The sequence below is a fragment of the Pseudocnuella soli genome (assembly GCF_004347775.1).
Lineage (GTDB): Bacteria > Bacteroidota > Bacteroidia > Chitinophagales > Chitinophagaceae > Flavisolibacter > Flavisolibacter aquaticus.
Map to the genome: position 1 here is coordinate 783,107 of NZ_CP037755.1, position 16,944 is coordinate 800,050.

The window sequence follows — 16,944 nt, forward strand, 5'->3', positions numbered from 1 at the left end:
ATAAAAATAAAAGCGGCACTTTCTGGGTGCCGCTTTTATTGTATGTATGGTTGATGATTAGGCTTTGCGCAGGCGTTTTACATGGCTCAGGTAGCCACCGGAGCTGGACTCAATAAACGTCCAATGTTTTTGGTCTTCGAGTATGATGTGGTAGTTCAAACCTTCGGGTGTGGTGATCTCGGTAACACCGTATATTTTTTTGCTGGGGTATTGTTTTTTTACATTGCCAATAATGAACAGCGGCAGCCCGTCTTCATTATAATCGCGGCGCATGTGCTGCATGTTTCCTTCCAGGTCGTACTGAATGCGGCACTGCACCTGGTTGTGGATGAACAAAACCTCGTAACCATTCTGGCGATCGTACCACTGCACTTTGCTGGCGGTAGGAAAGCTTTCGCGAAACAGTTTTTCTACTGCTTCATCAACTGCGGGTGTATGGGCAAATGCACTGGCTGAAATAAAAAGCGCTGCTGCTAAAAGAAGTTTTTTCATGACCGGGTGAATTGAGTGTTAGCAATAATGTTTGTTGTTGCAGCTAAATTACCTGCTCAATGCAACGGTAAAAACCGTTTTTGCACCAGCGGTAAGCAGTTTTGCGCCTATTGGCTGCCGCTTATTTTGCCGCATTTCCCCAAACCTTATTTGCATGGCCCGAAGCACGTAAAAGTGGCAATAAACAATGACGGCGGTACAAGCGGTAAGTGCTGTTAAATGTGTTTAACAGTTGCCTTTCGGCGTGATGAGCGGTAGGGAAGAGTTGGGAGTTGACAGTTGAGAGTAGTGAGTGGTGAGTTATGAGTTGTGAGTAGGCAGCTATGACTGTTGAAATATTTGGTTATTTGTAAATATTGTTCTGCTGTAATCACCACAGTAACACCAATGCCGCATCAAAGAGCAATCCCAACGTTTGCCTGACATTAATTTTGAGCTTGTTTGCTCGGCTTATTTCCCAAAGTGAAAATGGAAAAACGTCAGAAGAAAAGGAATTTCCTGTTTGCATTATCTCGACCTAGTACAGCACTTTGCTGTTATTCAATTAAAGTCTTCAATACTTAACCAACTTATTGCCTACTCATAGCTCACAACTCATAACTCGCTACTCTGAACCCTCTACTCCCAACTGCCTACTCATCCACTCCCAACTTCCCTTTCCCCTGCTTCAGTATGCTTCTTTCACGCCTCGGTAAATAAGTGCGCCGGTGACATCAGCAAATCAAAGAGTTTGCTTGTCCTTTTTGCAACAATCATCTAAATCAACGTTATGCGGAATTTGTTTACCCTTTGTTTATGCATGTTGGTCAGCCTCATGCTGATGGCGCAGCAGCGCACCATCAGTGGCCGTGTAACCGATGCCAACGGCAACCCATTGAGTGGCGCTACGGTATCGGTTCAGGGCACCAATGTGGCTACCCAAACCGCTGCTGACGGCAGCTTTTCCATCCAGGCCGCAACCGGAAACACGCTTATCTTTTCATCCGTTGGATTTGTAACACAGCAAACAAAGCTGACAGCTGAAAGCAACGTCAACATTTCGCTGCAGGTGCAAAGCGGCCAGCTCAGCGAAGTGGTGGTAACTGCATTGGGCGTTCGGCGCGAACGGCGCGGGCTGGGCTACGCCATTGAAGAAGTAAAAGGCGAACAGCTCACCAAGTCGAACAACCAAAACCTGGTGAACAGCCTCAACGGACGTGTGGCTGGTTTGCAGGTAGTATCCAGCGGTGGCGCACCAGGGCAGGCTGCCCGCATCACCATCAGGGGCGGTGCCAAATCCATTACCGGCAACAACGAGCCGCTGTTTGTAATTGATGGCATCCCTGTATCCAACGCCAACGACGGCAGCGGCGGCTACACCGAAGTGGAAGGGGTGAGCACACCCAACCGTGTGGCCGATGTAAATGCCGAAGACATTGAATCGATTTCTATTTTGCGGGGCATTGCCGCTTCTGTGTTGTATGGCAACCGCGGCGCCAATGGCGTTATCCTCATTACTACCAAATCGGGGCGTGGCCGGCAGGGAGCGCCGGTTATTACGTTCAACAGCACCACTGGTTTTGATAACCCTTTAAAGCTCCCCGATTTTCAAACTTCATTCGCGCAGGGCGGTACGGCAGCCGCATACCAGGAGGGCGGCTCCCGTTCGTTTGGGCCACGCATACAGGGGCAAAAAGTATTCAGCAATGCAGTTGGCGACAGCATCACGCTGCGGGCTTACGATCCCCGCGCCGATTTTTTACAAACCGGTGTTACCATCAACAACAACCTGTCTGTGGCGCAATCGCGGGAAAACGTAAACTACTTTTTATCGCTGGGCCATTCGCGGCAGCAATCCATTGTGCCCAACCAGGATTACAACAAAGCCAGTGCACGCCTCAATGTGTCGAACCAGGTAACCAGCCGCCTCAATGTGGGCTTGAATTTAAATTACATCCGCACCTGGGGCGATGTGCCTTACCTGGGACAAAGCGGCAACAACCCGTTCTTTGCCCTGTTCAATATGCCCATTTCGTGGGATATAAACCGCTTTGGCTATGTGCGGCCAAATGGTTCACAGATCAACTTCCGCGGCGGATCGTTCGACAACCCGTTGTGGACCGTGAACAAAACTTTTTTCAACACGCAAAACGATCGCATGATCGGTGCGCTGACGCTTGGTTACAAGCTGGCGTCATGGCTTGATGTTACGTATCGTTTGGGTTTAGATCAACTCAACGACGACCGCAAATCATTTCGCGACATCAACACCGGCAGCTATCCCAACGGCGCATTGTACAACGATAATATCAATCGCCAGGAAATCACTTCCACTGTATTGCTCAACATCAACAAGCGCTTGAGCGAAGACTTTGGTGTTGCATTTACCGGCGGACAGGATTTTAACCAACGCAGGTTGAAAAATTATACGCAAACGGGTACTGCACTTATTTCTGCAGGCATCCCGCACATGAACAACGTGTCGTCGTTTGATCCCAATTACGAGTTCACCACCTTGCGCCGCCTCATTGGTGTGTTTGGCGACCTGAAGTTTGATTACCGCAATATGCTGTACCTCGGTCTTACGGCACGCAACGAATGGTCGTCGACACTGCCGCAGCAAAACCGCAGTTATTTTTATCCCGGTGTCAATGCATCGTTCATCTTTACCGAAGCCATCAAGGGCAGCAAAAACGTGCTATCGTATGGTAAAATCCGCGCCGGTTTTGCACAGTCTTCACGCGATCCCAATCCATACCAGGTCATCAACTATTTTGTAGTGCCGGGCAATACGGTGGCTGCAGGTTTTGGTGATGGTTTTGTGGCATCCAGTGCGCCGCTTTCTTTTCCGTTCAATGGCGTTGCGGGTTACACCACCAGCAACATCATCAACAATCCCAACCTAAAAGCAGAAACCACATCAGAGGTGGAGATTGGAACGGAACTGCGCTTTTTCCGCGACCGCATAGCGCTGGAAGCAACCTGGTTTAGCAATAAAAATGATAATGGTATTGTGCCCCTCGATGTGTCGCCTGCAGCAGGCGCTACTAACTTTGTAGTGAATTCCGGTGTAACGCGTGTAAAAGGTATTGAAGTAAGCCTGAATGCAACGCCGGTGCGTAGCCGAAATTTTGGTTGGAACAGCACCATTACATTTAGCCGCATCCGCTCCAAAGTAGAAGAAACCTATCCCGGTGTGGACCAGATTTACCTCGGTGGCTTTGATGGCAATCCCGCCATTTTTGCAGTAAAAGGCCAGCGCTATGGCTCCATCATTGGTACGGCTTACCAACGCGATGATGCAGGCAATATTTTGGTGGATGACGATGGCTTTCCGCTGTTTGCCGATGGTGTAAACCTAGGTTATATCGAGCCCGACTGGACCGGTGGTTTGCGCAACACGGTTACGTTTAAAAATTTCTCCCTCGACTTTTTGATCGATACTCGCCAGGGTGGTTATATCTACAACGGCACCGAGGAGTTGCTCGACTTTTACGGCGTTACTAAAAAAACCGAAAGTCGCGAGGAAGATTTCATTTTCCCGGGTGTGCGCCAAAGCGATGGCAAACCCAACGAAACCGCGGTGAAACGCAACGCGACCTGGTGGAATTTTGCGCAAGGCAACGAAGAGTATGTGTATGAAAACAACTGGGTGCGGCTGCGTGAAGCCAACCTAAGTTACAACTGGTTACTTCCCAATAGCAAATCCATCAAAAACGTGGTGGTAGGCATCTATGGCCGCAACCTGTGGATGCATACCAATGTGCCGCATGTTGATCCCGAATCAAGCTCGTTTGGTACCAACAACGGGCAGGGTGCTACCCGCATGGCTTTTCCCACGTTGCGCAGCGTAGGCTTCAATGTAAAACTGGTTTTTTAAAACATTAATGCATACAGCATGAACCGATTTATATACAAGGGGCTTGCAGCCATTTTGCTACTGACAGGGGCAACTAGCTGCGAGAAAACCCTCGACATCAATAAGGATCCCAACTTTCCAACTGTGGTAGATAAACGCCTGTTGCTGCCCGCAGCGCAGGTGCAACTGGGTTATACCATTGGCGGCACAGTCAATCGTATTGCAGGCAACATTATACAACATTATGGCGGCCACCGCAACCAGCCGTTGCAATACAACCAATACGATATTGGCCCGGCAGAATCGGATGGCATTTGGTCGGCGATGTACGCTGTGGTGCTGCGCGACCTGAAAGGCGTGCAGGTACAGGCAAGGGCCACCGGCGACTCGATGTATGTGGGTGTATCGCAACTGTTGATGGCTTATAGCTACAGTGTGCTCACTGATTTGTACGGCGATATTCCTTTTAGTGAAGCGCTGATGGATGATGCGAACCTGACACCGAAATACGACCGCCAGGAAGACATTTACCCGGCCCTCGTTAGCATGATCGACGCGGGTGTGGCCAATGTGCAATCGGGCACTGGTGGCAGCATTGGTACAGACGACCTGGTGTATGGCGGCAATATGCAACGCTGGGCAAAATTTGGTAATTCGCTTAAACTGCGCCTGCTCAATCACCTCAGCAAACGGCAGCCCGGCGCAGCTGCAGCATTCCTCAATACTTCGCCGGCATTGATCAGTGCCAACAACGAAAATGCTCAGGTGGTGTATGGCAGCAGCAGCGCCAACGCGAACCCGGTGTATGGCTTTGATGTGCTTTCCGGCCGTAAAGACATGGCGGTTGCAACAACCATCATTGATAAAATGAAAGCGTTGAGCGACCCGCGGATACCGCGTTATTTTTTAGCAGTAAAAACAGGCACCAATGCCGGCCAATACCTGGGCAACATACCGGGTGGCGATGAAGATGATGCCGGTGAAAGCCTATATTCAAGAGTGGGCCCTGCTTATGCTTCCATTAATTCGCCGGTGGTATTGTTAAGCCTTGCCGAGGTGCAGTTTATCATTGCCGAAGTGCGGCTGCGTGAAGGTAAAACCGCAGAAGCTGCCACTGCTTACAACGCAGCCATCACTGCCGATTTCAATGCACTGAGCATTGGTTCGGAAGCAGCGGGTTATCTGGCAAAACCAGCCGTTGCTTTCAACAATACATTGCAGCGCATCATCCAGCAAAAATGGATCACGATGTTGCAGGGTTCTTATGAAGCATGGGTTGACTGGCGCCGCACTGGTTTTCCTGCACTAACGGGTGCTGCAGTAAGCCGCACCAATGGCATCATTCCACGCAGCCTGCCGCTGCCGCAACTGGAAATAAACCTGAACCGCCAATCGCTGGAAGCCGGTCCTGGTGTGCCAGTACCTATTGAAGCATTGAAAGAGCGGGTGTGGTGGGATGCACCCTAGTGCAGTTGTTTAAGCAACAAATAATACGGCTTCGATAATGTATTATGCTCGTTGAGTTGATTGCCTGGACGATGCATTTCAATGAAGATGTAATTTGGATTTGCAAACAACAGCTAGCGTTTATTTGGTGTTGTTTGCAATCATCCAGTAATCATAATCAACAGGTTCATATTTTTCTCATGTGCAACTCTGATTGTACAAGCGAAGGCAGTTTCTACTGCCTTTTTTTATTTGCAATAAATACGAGCAGTGAGATGATCTGTAGTACGCATTCAAATGCCGCCCAAGTATTACAATCAAGTGATTAATGGCAACAAAAAAGCGGAGCCTTTCGGTTCCGCTTTTTGCATTCGTATAAAGAGAAAATGAAGCGCTGTGTTCTGTAAATACCATTCACTTAAAAGGGCAACTCCTGCAGCAAACCATCCAGGTTGATATCGGCTAGGTAGTGTTCCAATGCATCGCTGTTGTGCAACACTTTGAAATAAGCCACGCGGTTGGTTTGTTTGTAAAAAGCGGCCTCAACATAAAACCCGTTCAGGTCGTACAGCATCAGGTCGAACGCTGCGGTGCTGCGCTCTGCCAGGAAGGTGCCTTCGGTGAGCAGGTACACCCGTTGCTGCGCTCTATCCATCGATGCAAACTTTTTCTGGGTCATGTTGGTGATTTACAGGTTGATAGATGACACAAAAGGAGTGCCGTAAACAATAGTGTACAGAAACAATAAGGATCAGCCTGTTTTAAAGGGGTTGGGATGCTTGCGATGGATTCTAAGGTAGTCAAATTAATTTTAATTTGTGGAAAACATACCTCAGCCGTGGGCAATATTCATCACAAAATATTTATTATAAATAAATTATATTCTTTTCAGCGCAGCAGTTTTTATGTGCACAACTCGTAAGGAACAAATCGTTTTTGGGTTGGCAGCGAGTGAAGGATATTTATGAAAAGGTGATGTGCGAACACATTACAACAGCTTAAAGAGCTGGTTTGGCAACCAGAAAAAGCAGTAGCGTTTTAATCAAGGTTTTAGCACAATGGTACGCACATACACCCTGCGGGATTGTTGCAGCAGCACCGAAGAATTGAGCAGCGGTTTGTCGGAATAAAAACGGTCTTCGTTGCAATCAATACAATGCAACTGCACGCCCAGTGTTTTAAAATTTACCGCACCTTTATTGTGCAAAGCAACCAAGCCGGGTTCTTCGGTTTCCCAACCAAAAAATTCAAGCGGGCCGCCGTTGATTTCATGCAATTGGCGCAGCGGCAATCCTACAAAAATTCCTTGTTTCGATTGCCATTGGTTCTGGCCATTTTCGTTGAAATATGCCGGCGCCGATCCGCGACCCTGCATGGTGCCGCCCACAATCAACAGCGATATGCCACGGCTGTATAATTCATCTTTCCACACCACAATTACCTGCCGCGATGTGTTGGGAAAAAGTACCGAACATTTGCTCAGTTCATTTTCGGTAAAATAAAATACATCGCGGCGCACCAGCGATGGCCCAAACACTGCAGCCAGTTGTTCATGCGATTGTAACAGGGCCAGGTCTTCCAGGTACCGGATGTCGGCAGGCTGTGGCAGTTTGGTCAGTTGCAGTGCCATGCGGTACCAATTGCGGCCATCCTGTTGCACCACTGCAGGCGTTGCCGTCCACGGTCCTTTTTGATACCATTCAAACACACCGGGCATCACCGTTTTTTGCGGTGCGTGTTTAAAGTCCTGGCGCACCAGTTCCTTATTGAGCTGGGCAAATTCTTCGGTGTTGGTAGTGGCCAGTTGCACCCAAATGTTTTGCTCTGTACGCACAAGCGAAATGGATTTTTCCAGCACACCGTTTTTGGAGCGCTTTTCAAAATGAATGGCCGTATCCATTTCGGCCAGTTGGAAACCGCTTTTAGCCAATGTTTTTTGCAGCGCCGCTTCGTTAAGCAAGCCCAGGTCCATGAGCTTTTCCAGGCTCATCCCTTTTTGCTGCGCCGATGTGATATTTGCCACCACCAAAAAACAAAGCAGCAGCCGGAACTTCAATAAGTAGTTTTTACCAAACGCCCTTTTGATGCCTTGTGCAAAGGCATCTTGTTGTGTAGTGTGGTCAGCAGCAGTAGTGCGGAGCGGCATTTTTATCCGGGCGGTTTTTGCGCACCAAATATAGCACAACCGCGCAGGTGCAAGCCTTGCTGCACGATGGATGCGCCAAAATGAACGGTGAACATGAGTAATTGGTAAAAATGCAGGCGCAGTTACAACGGTGCAGCCCGTTCGTACACAAACCGTACAAAAGCGCTTTTGGTGGGGCTGGACGCAAGAAATAACTGGTAGCGCTTAACGCCGGCTGTGATGATGAGCACCGCCGTATTGGGCGGAATAGATCCAAGATTTTCGGCCACCATTTCCACTTCAAAAAAAGTGGTGCTGGCCGTTACTTGCAAATAAGTAGTAATGGGCTGGGCGGTAAGTTTTTGGTGCTGCAGCACCATTCTTTTGTTGACCAATACGGTAATGGAGTCGCCGTCAATTTCGCCGTTATCATAAAAATCGAGGCGCACCTGGCCAGTGTCTACGGCAATTTCCGGTATTTCCTGAAAGGCTGATTTGGCAATGCGCCGCAATACGATGCTGCCCGGTTGGCAAGGTGCGCTGCTGTTCATGATGGTACCGTTCCATACGCCGGTGAGCAACTCTTCATCGCCCTGGCGGCTGTACACCAATGTGTAGTTTTTGATGCACACAATACAATGCGGTGGAATTTTGAACGTAGTCACCATCCCTTCGTTCACCGTTATTTTTTTTTCGCCAGGTGTGTAATCGCCGGTGAAACTTTTCTTTACGTAATTGTGTACGTCGAGGTAGTGATATGAATTGCCTGATACGGTGCCGCCGTTGATGTTGATCTGTAGTTCGATGTGGTTTTCGGGAAAACAACCGCCGCTCATAGTAAGCGTGCCTTTCCAAAATCCGCTCAGGTCTTGGGCAGTAGCATGCATGGTGCAGCAAAACAGCGCTATGGTGAGCAGCCGGAACATTATTGAAATTAACGCCTTTGCTGCAGAAACATTGCTGTGCGGGATGCACCCGTTTTTCGGCACAAATGCTTCGCCACTATAGCAATACCAATACCAGCGTTTGCCGGTGCCGTGCAGCTCCGTAATTTTGGGGCGTCTATGACCGAAACACCTAATATTACCCGGCCCGTTTTTTCGCCGGATGTTACCATCGAAGTGGACTTTCTGCAACAGGAAGAACGCACCACCATTGTGCACTGCACGCTGGTAGAAGATTCATTCATCCGCATTTGGCCCAGCACATATTTGGTGCAGCAAAATGGTGTACGCAAACAGCTGGTGCAGGCATTCGGTATTGCATCTTACCCCGACTGGGGACTGGCACAGGCCGGCCACCGCTTTACGTTGGTGTTTGATGGGCTCGACCGCGACTGCAGCACATTTACCCTGCTAGAAGAAATACCTGAACCCGGCGGCCTGATGATTGGGCCACTTACCCGCAATGGCTCGGATGTGTACTGGCTCGAAGTTTCGGAATAATCAAAGCCGCACTTCGGTGCGTTACGAACGTTGCACCACCTGCTCCGACCGCTCAATCTTTTTGTCGAACCAAAGTGTACCAAAGGGGAAAAAAGCTGCAACACCACCCAATACCATTTTACCAAACGACCACCGCAAAATGCCCTTGGCCAGCAACAGGTGCAGGCAATACAAAATAAACAGGATGCCGTGTGCCCAGCCCACATAACGCACCATCAGTGGTATGTCCCAGATGTATTTGAGGGGCATGGCAATAAATAACAGGAGCAGCCATGAAATAGCTTCGAGGTAGCCCAGCACACGCAGCCGCTTTACGGTTGGATGTTCGTTCATGTGGCGAAGATAAGCCCCGCCGCCATGAGGCAGGAGCGGCCTTATTTTTTACCTTGTTAAAGGGCTGCGAAAAAAGACCTGCGTATATTGGGGCAAACAAGTTTTTTATGCAGCTCAAAATATTTTCGGGCACGCCCCAGGCCCTGCAAACAGAAGTGGTGGACTGGATGCAGCAGCAGCGCAGCCGCATATCGCATGTGCTGCAATCGCAAAGCACCGACGCCAGTGGGCAGGTAATCCTCACCATCACCATTTTTTACGAAGAAGCCAACATGGGCACGGGCCTTGGCTTTCGCATCAGTACACCTTAAATCCTTTTTGTTTGTTCAACAGTAAATTACCCGTTATGCGAAAGTTGTGGTGTGTTTTAATAGGTATGCTTATTTGCGGCAGCAGCATATTTGCACAGGCTACACAAAAGCCGCCGCTGCACGGCCGGCACTGGATGGCCATTACCGGAAAGCCGCTGGCAGCACAGGCTGGCGCTATGGTTTTTGGCAAAGGCGGCAATGCCGTAGATGCGGCCTGCGCCATGCTGGCCGCCACCTGCACCATGTGGGATGTATTGAGCTGGGGCGGCGAAACGCAGGCGCTTATTTACAATCCAAAAACCGGGAAAGTAATTGCCATCAACGCCATGGGTGTAGCACCCACCGGCGCCACGCCGGAGTTTTTCAAGGGCAAGGGTTACAATTTTCCGCCCGAGTACGGCCCGTTGGCGGCCACTACGCCGGGCACACCGGGCGGCATCTGCTACATGCTGGCGGAGTACGGCACCCTAAGTTTGAAAGAAGTGCTGGCGCCTGCCATGCAACTGGCAGCAGGCTATCCTATTGAAGCGCAAACGGCCAACCAAATGGAAAACAACAAAGCCCGCATTAAAGAATGGCCCTATAGCAAGAAAGTGTTTTTGCCGCACCTGGGGCAGCAACGTGAAGCACCGGAGGCCGGTGAAATTTTTGTGCAAAACGACCTGCTGCAAACACTGACCAAAATGGTGGAGGCGGAGCAGCAAGCCCTGCGGCAAAAAAAGAGCCGCAAGCAAGCCATTTACGCAGCTTACGACCGTTTTTACAAAGGCGATATTGCCAAAGAATTTGTACGCGGTGCACAGGAGCAGGGCGGCCTCATCACGATGGAAGACCTGGCCCGTTGGAAGCCCATTGAAGAAGAACCGCTGAAAACCGCATACAAAGGCATTGATGTATACAAACTGCAGCAATGGACACAAGGACCGATGCTGCTGCAGGCCCTCAACATTCTTGAAAATTTTGACCTGAAAAGCATGGGGTATAATTCGGCGCAGTACATCCACACATTGTACCAGGCCATGAACCTGGCTTTTGCCGACCGCGATTTTTATTACGGTGATCCCGCCTTTTCAACACAGCAGCCCATTAAAGGTTTGTTGGATAAACGTTATGCAAAACAACGTGCAGCGCTTATCAATCCAGTGCGCAATGATCCGAAGATTGGGCCGGGTGATCCTTATCCTTTTGAAGGACGCACCAACCCATACCTGAACTTGCTGCGCAGCCGCGGCTTTAGCATGGATACCACGCCGGTGCGCAACCGAAGCGTGGTGCCGGTGCACGATGCCACATCGGCTATTTTGAACAATGCCTACATGGACCGCTACCTGCGGGGCACCACTACCGTAGAAGCCGCCGACAGTGCAGGTTGGGTAGTGAGCATTACACCCAGCGGTGGCTGGCTGCCGGCCACTATTGCTGGCAACACCGGCGTGGGCATGAGCCAGCGCATGCAAAGCTTTGTGCTTGATTCGTCGCTCAACCCATTCAACGTAGTGGCGCCGGGCAAGCGTCCCCGCGTTACGCTAACGCCATCGCTGGCGCTGAAGGGGGGTAAGCCATTTCTTTCTTTTGCGGTGCAGGGCGGCGATACGCAGGACCAAAACCTGCTGCAGTTTTTCTTGAACATGGTGGAGTTTGGCATGACGGTGCAACGAGCCACCGAGGCGGCTAATTTTAATTCGAACCAACTGTGGCTCTCGTTGGGTGGCGAAAAAACCGCCGACCGCCAGCCGGTGCCCGGAAGCATTATTGTGCAGGAGCAAACGCCGCCCTGGGTGCTTGCCGTACTGCGCAAAATGGGCTACCGGCCTACCATGCAATCACGTACCAGCGGCCCCATCAATGCTATTTACTTTGATTGGAAACACGGAACGCTGTGGGGCGGAAGTTCGAATCACGGGGAGGATTATGGCATTGGATGGTAGCAGGGGAACAGAAGAACAGATGAACAAGGAACAGACGAATGATGAAGTTTGGTAAGACTATCGAACAAGGAATGTAGCATGAAGAAGGAAGCAGCCGGCGGTAGAAAAATATGAATTAGGAAAGATGAGTGATGAATGATTTGTAGTGCGATGAATTGCAATGAAAGAATTTGAATCTGTAACGGAAATAATAATCAGTATCCAAGATGAATTATGGCAAGATGATTTTAGTGCTTGCAATTGCATTATCGGCAAGCAGTGCGGCCCAGGCACAGGTAAATGAAGTAAAGGTTGTAGGGCAAATGAGGGATGTAATGTGGAAAGGCGAACTGCAGGGAAAAATCTACCTCGACACGATTGCCGACAAAAAGGCCCTGTACGGCTTTGGGCCGGTTGAATACCTGTCAGGAGAGATCCTGGTCATTGATGGCAAAGCGTATAAGTCGGTTGTTGTGGGCGACACGGCCATGCGGGTAGAAGAAACCTATAACATCAAAGCGCCCTTTTTCGGTTACGCCAATATTACTGAATGGAAGGAACAATCGTTGCCCGACAGCGTTCAAACCATTTCCCAATTGGAACAATACCTTGACGGGATGACAAAAGGAGCAAAGCGGCCTTTCCTGTTCAGGCTTTCCGGTACGGTAAAAAGTGCAGCCATCCACATTGTAAACCTGCCCAAGGGCGCCGCCGTTTCATCGCCGGATGATGCGCACCGCGGACAGCAAAACTATACGGTTACTAACGTTGCATCCGATATTATTGGCTTTTTTTCAACAACACATAAAGCGATATTTACTCACCACGATACTTTTCTGCACATGCATTTGATTACTGCCGATAGGGCGAAAATGGGACACGTGGACGAACTGTTGTTTGAAAAGGGAAGCATTAAACTTTATTTGCCTGCGGAATAAAACGCAGCTAGCAATGCATGGTTCCTTTCACAGGATGCAATTGCTGTTGCTGTATCGTTTAAGCAAGTATTTATAAAACATTTTTTTGGTCATTCTTATTTCATCTGAATTGAGTGTGGCCAAGATGAAACAAACCAACTAACTGCTCATGAAAAGCACCATTTTACACAACCCCATAATGTTGTTGGCGTGTTTGCTGATTTGCGCTGTAAAAGCAAACGGACAGACTGCACCAGAGCGAACGCTTTATATTATCGATTCCATCCCGATTCTTCAGGACCCGGAGGAATGGAACGTTATTACAAGCGAAGATATCTCCGACTCAAGGGAATTAAGAGATAAGGACAGTTTAGTGCTGCTTGGTTGGGCCGACATAGATAAGATCGTCTATGTTTTTACAAAAGAATACAGGGCCCGGCCCGATAGCCTTAAGAGCATCCCGGGCCTGAGAAACATGAAGGTGCTGCAAGGCGTGTGGACGCTCAACGGCCGGCCCTACAGCGGCACATACATCGACTATTACAACAGCGGTACAATACAAAACAGGGGCACACTGGTAGATGGCCTGCTGGATGGCGAGGTAGGGGTTTATTTTAAAAACGGAAATATAAAGCAAATTGCCAATTACCAGAAAGGCTTGCTACACGGCACCTGGCAGGAGTATTACCCAAATGGAGCATTGGTCCAACGCCGCCAACTTGCCAATGACGAAGTGGTGTTTCAAGGCAGCAGCTATTACATCACCGGACAACTGCAGGATACGATGAAACGCAAACAGGCTACAGCTTTCGACACTTCCATTGTTTACTATTCAAGCGGCAAAATAAAGCAGCAGCAACTGGTTCAATACGGGGTACAGGTTCCGGATGAGCGGCAATACACAGTAGCGTATCAAACAGCGACTTTTTATACAAAACTCCAGGCCGGTTCGCTTCGGGAAGCCAACAAAGCAATGCTGCGCATTATAAAAGCAGATAGTGCCAGCAACGACACCCACTTTAAAGAAGGCTTGCTGATGATGGTTGAAAGGCGTTTCGACAGGGCTGTGGCATCTTTCGGCCGCGCTTTACAAATAGAACCCCTGATGCTGGAAGCACTGGTGCACCGGGCAATGGCACGCATGTATCAATACCGGCCTTCAGATGCAACAAAAGGAAATGCAAAAAGCAGTACAACGCTGGCTCCATTAACCGTTGCAGATATGGAGCGTGTTCCGCCGGCGGAACGGGATCTTATTTGCCAGGATCTACGGGCAGCAAAAGCACTTGACTATTCCGAAACCTATGTATCGAAATTAATTCCAAAAGAGATCCGCAATTACTGCCAGATACAATGATCCGTTTTGATCATTGTATCTGGCACACCATGATGCTTCTTACGCAGCACGGCCATTTTTTAATGCAATCTTCTTTCCTTTGTTGTTATGAAAAAGATCGCCATGATTCCGGCACGGTACGCCGCCACGCGTTTTCCCGCAAAGCTGATGCAGCAACTGGGAACCAAAACCGTGATTGCACATACCTATCATGCAACGGTGCGCACCGGCCTGTTTGATGAAGTAGTGGTGGTAACCGACAGCGATATTATCCGCGAGGAAATAGAACGTGAGGGTGGCCGGGTAATCATGAGCAAGGGCGAACACGAAAGCGGCACCGACCGCATTGCAGAAGCCGCTGCGGGCCTGGATGTGGACGTGATTGTAAACGTGCAGGGCGATACGCCGTTTGTGGCCCGCGAACCACTGGAAAAACTGTTGCAGCAATTTGAAGAACCTTCTGTTCAGGTAGCTTCGCTGATGCAGGTACTGCACGATGAAGCTTCCATTGCTGATCCGAACTTTGTAAAAGTATGTGTGGACAAGGCCTGGAATTCCCTGTTCTTTAGCCGCAGTGTGATTCCTTATCCGCGCAATAAAGAGGCGGCAATTACTTACTACGAACATATTGGCGTGTATGCATTTCGCAAAAGCGCTTTGATGGATTTTACCGCATGGCCCATGTCGCCACTGGAGGCTGCCGAGAAAATAGAATGCCTGCGCTACCTCGAAAATGGCATTACGCTGCGCATGGTGCTCACCGATTATATGGGCGTAGAAATTGACACGCCGGAAGATTTGGAAAAAGCAGCCAAATTGCTGTAACCAACTGCTATTTTATTTCCAGCACCACATCGCCGCCCACCGGGTGGGCCACGCAGGTAAGTACCAGCCCGTTCTCTAGATCCCGCTCCGTAAGCACCTCGTTGTACGAGTGCCAAACGGTGCCACTGGTGCACCGCGCCACGCAGTTGCCACAGCGGCCCACCTCGCAACTATAAGGCAGCTGCACGCCTGCTTTTTGCGCCGCTTTTAAAATGGATTGCGGAAAAGCAACAGCTACATTTTGCACAATACCGTTTACTTGTATTAATGCATGGTGTGTGGCTGCATCGGGGGGCAAGGCCCGGCCGGCACTATGGGTGTGGGTAATGAAATTTTCGCGTTTGATTTGGTGGGCCGCAATGCCTGCGCCCTGCAGCGTAAACACGCAAAGACGCATATAGCTTTCAGGTCCGCAGGTATAAAACAGCGTGGTATCCGCATGCGGATGTACCAGCGTTTTTACATAAGATAAAATCAGGTCGCGGTGCAGGTGGGCACGATAGAGATCAGGGTTGTTGCTAAATATTAACTCCAGGTGAAACCGGTTGCCAAACTGCTCTTTTAATTGCTGAATGGGGTGTAGAAAAAGTGCCCGCTCCGGCGATGGGTTGCTGTACACCAGCACCACCGAAAGGTGTGGGTGTGCATGGAGTGCAGTTTTGAGTAAGGATAAAATGGGCGTGATGCCGCTACCTGCAGCGAAAAAAAATACCTGCCGGTACTGGTTGATGTTTTCGGGCAGTATAAACAAGCCGCCGGCCCCGCTGGTATGCAGTACAGATCCCGGCTCCACACGTTCAAACAGGTAGCGCGAAAACACGCCGTTGGCAATGCGTTTTACCCCAATGGTCAGTGGCTCGTTCAACACCGGCGCCGAAGTGATGGAGTAGGAACGCCTGATTTCGTCCGGCTCGTGCAGCGCCAATGTAAGGTACTGGCCGCTTTTATACACCAGGTCTCCATCGCTTTCGAGCACAAAGGTTTTAAAGTCTTTTGCTTCTTCGTGTACGGCTGTTACGCGAAGTGTTTTGTAGTGATAATGTTCCCTGTGCTCCATAAAATGTAAAACGGGTTCGCAATGTTGTATGCAAACTTATGTGCTTAAAATAAAGTGCCGGACAGGGGAAATTTTTGCAACTTGAATATTGTTGATGATGAACAGGGCAGCGGTAAATGCGTTACACCGCCATTATTTTGGAAGAATATGTGCCGCCAGCGTTTGATACAAAATTTTATCACCTTCCATGATGAATGTATCGGTGCCCAACGGAATGGTTACAAAATCGGATTGGCCGCTCCATGCAATGTAGGCAACGCCATCTCTAATCAATGTTTGCTTTACTTCGAAAGTTGCGCCTTTGGGAAAAATGGTAAACACTTCAGCAAAAAAAGCCTGGATGGCGCTCTTTCCTTTCATAGCCCCGTTGGGTGTTAGGAGCTCGGAGCTGTCGCTGTAATCTTTTACAATTTCCTCGAGGTCTGCGGCAACAAATGCGGCAAGATGATGATCCAGCGTTGCCTGCATTTTTGTGGTTGTAGTGGCTTCCATAATTATAGCATTTTGGTAAATACAATCTTCTAAAGTAGCAACTAGCTGCATCCCATCAAATAGCCCGTTGCTTATAATGGGTAATTGTTTTGTTTGATGGCTGCAACCATGGTTTCCTGTCTTCACACTACATCATCACGCTTACAGCAGGTGTTTGGCTGACGAATGCATGCCTTTGAATTGACGCAACTCAATACGCAGCCCGCAAAACATTGCTACCCTTGTTTGGCCGCCAGTAAAGATGGCCATTGTTGAACAGCGTAAAACCATGTAGTGATGTTATTAGCACTAGCCTGTATTTTTTGCCTGCCTTACTTCCGGCCACCGCAAGTGCACCAGCAATTTTATGCGATCACGAATTTGCCCAGCACCGTCTTGATTGGCCAACCCGGCATCATGGATTTGAAAACAAGGTAACCA

At 49.4% G+C, this 16,944-nt stretch carries 15 protein-coding genes; 8 read left to right on the forward strand and 7 right to left on the reverse strand.

What is annotated here, in order from left to right; genetic code table 11:
• Window positions 1-57: 57 nt before the first annotated feature.
• Window positions 58-492, reverse strand: a complete 435-nt coding sequence (locus EPD17_RS03325) for a hypothetical protein (RefSeq protein ID WP_114237115.1) — start codon at window positions 490-492, stop codon at window positions 58-60.
• Window positions 493-1,261: 769 nt separating this feature from the next.
• On the opposite strand from EPD17_RS03325, the gene EPD17_RS03330 reads away from it, so the two are divergent.
• On the forward strand, window positions 1,262-4,351 hold the full coding sequence (locus tag EPD17_RS03330) for a SusC/RagA family TonB-linked outer membrane protein (protein ID WP_132051756.1): 3,090 nt from the start codon (window positions 1,262-1,264) through the stop codon (window positions 4,349-4,351).
• 18 nt (window positions 4,352-4,369) lie between these two features.
• Window positions 4,370-5,797 (forward strand): SusD/RagB family nutrient-binding outer membrane lipoprotein, encoded by a 1,428-nt coding sequence (locus EPD17_RS03335; protein WP_132051758.1) that lies wholly within the window; start codon window positions 4,370-4,372, stop codon window positions 5,795-5,797.
• A 397-nt stretch (window positions 5,798-6,194) separates the two neighbouring features.
• Here EPD17_RS03335 and EPD17_RS03340 read toward each other — a convergent pair whose 3' ends face one another.
• The 3 genes from EPD17_RS03340 to EPD17_RS03350 form a co-directional block, all read right to left on the reverse strand.
• Window positions 6,195-6,455 (reverse strand): hypothetical protein, encoded by a 261-nt coding sequence (locus EPD17_RS03340; protein ID WP_114237112.1) that lies wholly within the window; start codon window positions 6,453-6,455, stop codon window positions 6,195-6,197.
• A 363-nt stretch (window positions 6,456-6,818) separates the two neighbouring features.
• Window positions 6,819-7,922, reverse strand: a complete 1,104-nt coding sequence (locus EPD17_RS03345) for a hypothetical protein (protein ID WP_132051760.1) — start codon at window positions 7,920-7,922, stop codon at window positions 6,819-6,821.
• Window positions 7,923-8,044: 122 nt separating this feature from the next.
• Complete coding sequence (locus tag EPD17_RS03350) at window positions 8,045-8,827, reverse strand: hypothetical protein (protein ID WP_132051762.1); 783 nt, start codon at window positions 8,825-8,827, stop codon at window positions 8,045-8,047.
• A gap of 138 nt (window positions 8,828-8,965) precedes the next feature.
• On the opposite strand from EPD17_RS03350, the gene EPD17_RS03355 reads away from it, so the two are divergent.
• The gene (locus EPD17_RS03355; protein WP_114237109.1) at window positions 8,966-9,346 is read left to right on the forward strand and encodes a hypothetical protein; all 381 of its coding nucleotides are present in this window, start codon (window positions 8,966-8,968) and stop codon (window positions 9,344-9,346) included.
• Window positions 9,347-9,367: 21 nt separating this feature from the next.
• Here EPD17_RS03355 and EPD17_RS03360 read toward each other — a convergent pair whose 3' ends face one another.
• Window positions 9,368-9,679 (reverse strand): DUF3817 domain-containing protein, encoded by a 312-nt coding sequence (locus tag EPD17_RS03360; RefSeq protein WP_132051764.1) that lies wholly within the window; start codon window positions 9,677-9,679, stop codon window positions 9,368-9,370.
• A 107-nt stretch (window positions 9,680-9,786) separates the two neighbouring features.
• Between EPD17_RS03360 and EPD17_RS03365 the strand changes: the two genes are divergently transcribed.
• The 5 genes from EPD17_RS03365 (at window position 9,787) to kdsB (ending at window position 14,975) form a co-directional block, all read left to right on the forward strand.
• Complete coding sequence (locus EPD17_RS03365) at window positions 9,787-9,990, forward strand: hypothetical protein (RefSeq protein WP_132051766.1); 204 nt, start codon at window positions 9,787-9,789, stop codon at window positions 9,988-9,990.
• Window positions 9,991-10,025: 35 nt separating this feature from the next.
• Window positions 10,026-11,918, forward strand: coding sequence for a gamma-glutamyltransferase family protein (locus EPD17_RS03370; RefSeq protein ID WP_132051768.1), 1,893 nt, complete (start codon window positions 10,026-10,028; stop codon window positions 11,916-11,918).
• A gap of 221 nt (window positions 11,919-12,139) precedes the next feature.
• On the forward strand, window positions 12,140-12,835 hold the full coding sequence (locus EPD17_RS03375; RefSeq protein ID WP_204743273.1) for an acetolactate decarboxylase: 696 nt from the start codon (window positions 12,140-12,142) through the stop codon (window positions 12,833-12,835).
• Window positions 12,836-12,983: 148 nt separating this feature from the next.
• The gene (locus tag EPD17_RS03380; protein ID WP_132051772.1) at window positions 12,984-14,171 is read left to right on the forward strand and encodes a toxin-antitoxin system YwqK family antitoxin; all 1,188 of its coding nucleotides are present in this window, start codon (window positions 12,984-12,986) and stop codon (window positions 14,169-14,171) included.
• Window positions 14,172-14,258: 87 nt separating this feature from the next.
• A complete protein-coding gene (kdsB, locus tag EPD17_RS03385; protein WP_132051774.1) occupies window positions 14,259-14,975 on the forward strand; it encodes a 3-deoxy-manno-octulosonate cytidylyltransferase in 717 nt (238 codons plus the stop codon).
• A gap of 7 nt (window positions 14,976-14,982) precedes the next feature.
• Here the strand turns inward: kdsB and EPD17_RS03390 are convergent, their stop codons facing one another.
• Both EPD17_RS03390 and EPD17_RS03395 read right to left on the reverse strand, forming a co-directional pair.
• Complete coding sequence (locus tag EPD17_RS03390; RefSeq protein ID WP_114237102.1) at window positions 14,983-16,032, reverse strand: ferredoxin--NADP reductase; 1,050 nt, start codon at window positions 16,030-16,032, stop codon at window positions 14,983-14,985.
• A gap of 132 nt (window positions 16,033-16,164) precedes the next feature.
• Window positions 16,165-16,524, reverse strand: coding sequence for a nuclear transport factor 2 family protein (locus EPD17_RS03395; protein ID WP_132051776.1), 360 nt, complete (start codon window positions 16,522-16,524; stop codon window positions 16,165-16,167).
• Window positions 16,525-16,944 lie beyond the last annotated feature (420 nt).

What these genes read in the sequence shown, in the direction of transcription:
- EPD17_RS03360 (WP_132051764.1), bottom strand. Translation starts at nt 9,679, where the DNA reads ATGAACGAACATCCAACCGTAAAGCGGCTGCGTGTGCTGGGCTACCTC.
- EPD17_RS03380 (WP_132051772.1), top strand. Translation starts at nt 12,984, where the DNA reads ATGAAAAGCACCATTTTACACAACCCCATAATGTTGTTGGCGTGTTTG.
- EPD17_RS03365 (WP_132051766.1), top strand. Translation starts at nt 9,787, where the DNA reads ATGCAGCTCAAAATATTTTCGGGCACGCCCCAGGCCCTGCAAACAGAA.
- EPD17_RS03395 (WP_132051776.1), bottom strand. Translation starts at nt 16,524, where the DNA reads ATGGAAGCCACTACAACCACAAAAATGCAGGCAACGCTGGATCATCAT.
- EPD17_RS03335 (WP_132051758.1), top strand. Translation starts at nt 4,370, where the DNA reads ATGAACCGATTTATATACAAGGGGCTTGCAGCCATTTTGCTACTGACA.
- EPD17_RS03370 (WP_132051768.1), top strand. Translation starts at nt 10,026, where the DNA reads ATGCGAAAGTTGTGGTGTGTTTTAATAGGTATGCTTATTTGCGGCAGC.
- EPD17_RS03340 (WP_114237112.1), bottom strand. Translation starts at nt 6,455, where the DNA reads ATGACCCAGAAAAAGTTTGCATCGATGGATAGAGCGCAGCAACGGGTG.
- EPD17_RS03375 (WP_204743273.1), top strand. Translation starts at nt 12,140, where the DNA reads ATGATTTTAGTGCTTGCAATTGCATTATCGGCAAGCAGTGCGGCCCAG.
- kdsB (WP_132051774.1), top strand. Translation starts at nt 14,259, where the DNA reads ATGAAAAAGATCGCCATGATTCCGGCACGGTACGCCGCCACGCGTTTT.
- EPD17_RS03355 (WP_114237109.1), top strand. Translation starts at nt 8,966, where the DNA reads ATGACCGAAACACCTAATATTACCCGGCCCGTTTTTTCGCCGGATGTT.
- EPD17_RS03345 (WP_132051760.1), bottom strand. Translation starts at nt 7,922, where the DNA reads ATGCCGCTCCGCACTACTGCTGCTGACCACACTACACAACAAGATGCC.
- EPD17_RS03325 (WP_114237115.1), bottom strand. Translation starts at nt 492, where the DNA reads ATGAAAAAACTTCTTTTAGCAGCAGCGCTTTTTATTTCAGCCAGTGCA.
- EPD17_RS03330 (WP_132051756.1), top strand. Translation starts at nt 1,262, where the DNA reads ATGCGGAATTTGTTTACCCTTTGTTTATGCATGTTGGTCAGCCTCATG.
- EPD17_RS03390 (WP_114237102.1), bottom strand. Translation starts at nt 16,032, where the DNA reads ATGGAGCACAGGGAACATTATCACTACAAAACACTTCGCGTAACAGCC.
- EPD17_RS03350 (WP_132051762.1), bottom strand. Translation starts at nt 8,827, where the DNA reads ATGTTCCGGCTGCTCACCATAGCGCTGTTTTGCTGCACCATGCATGCT.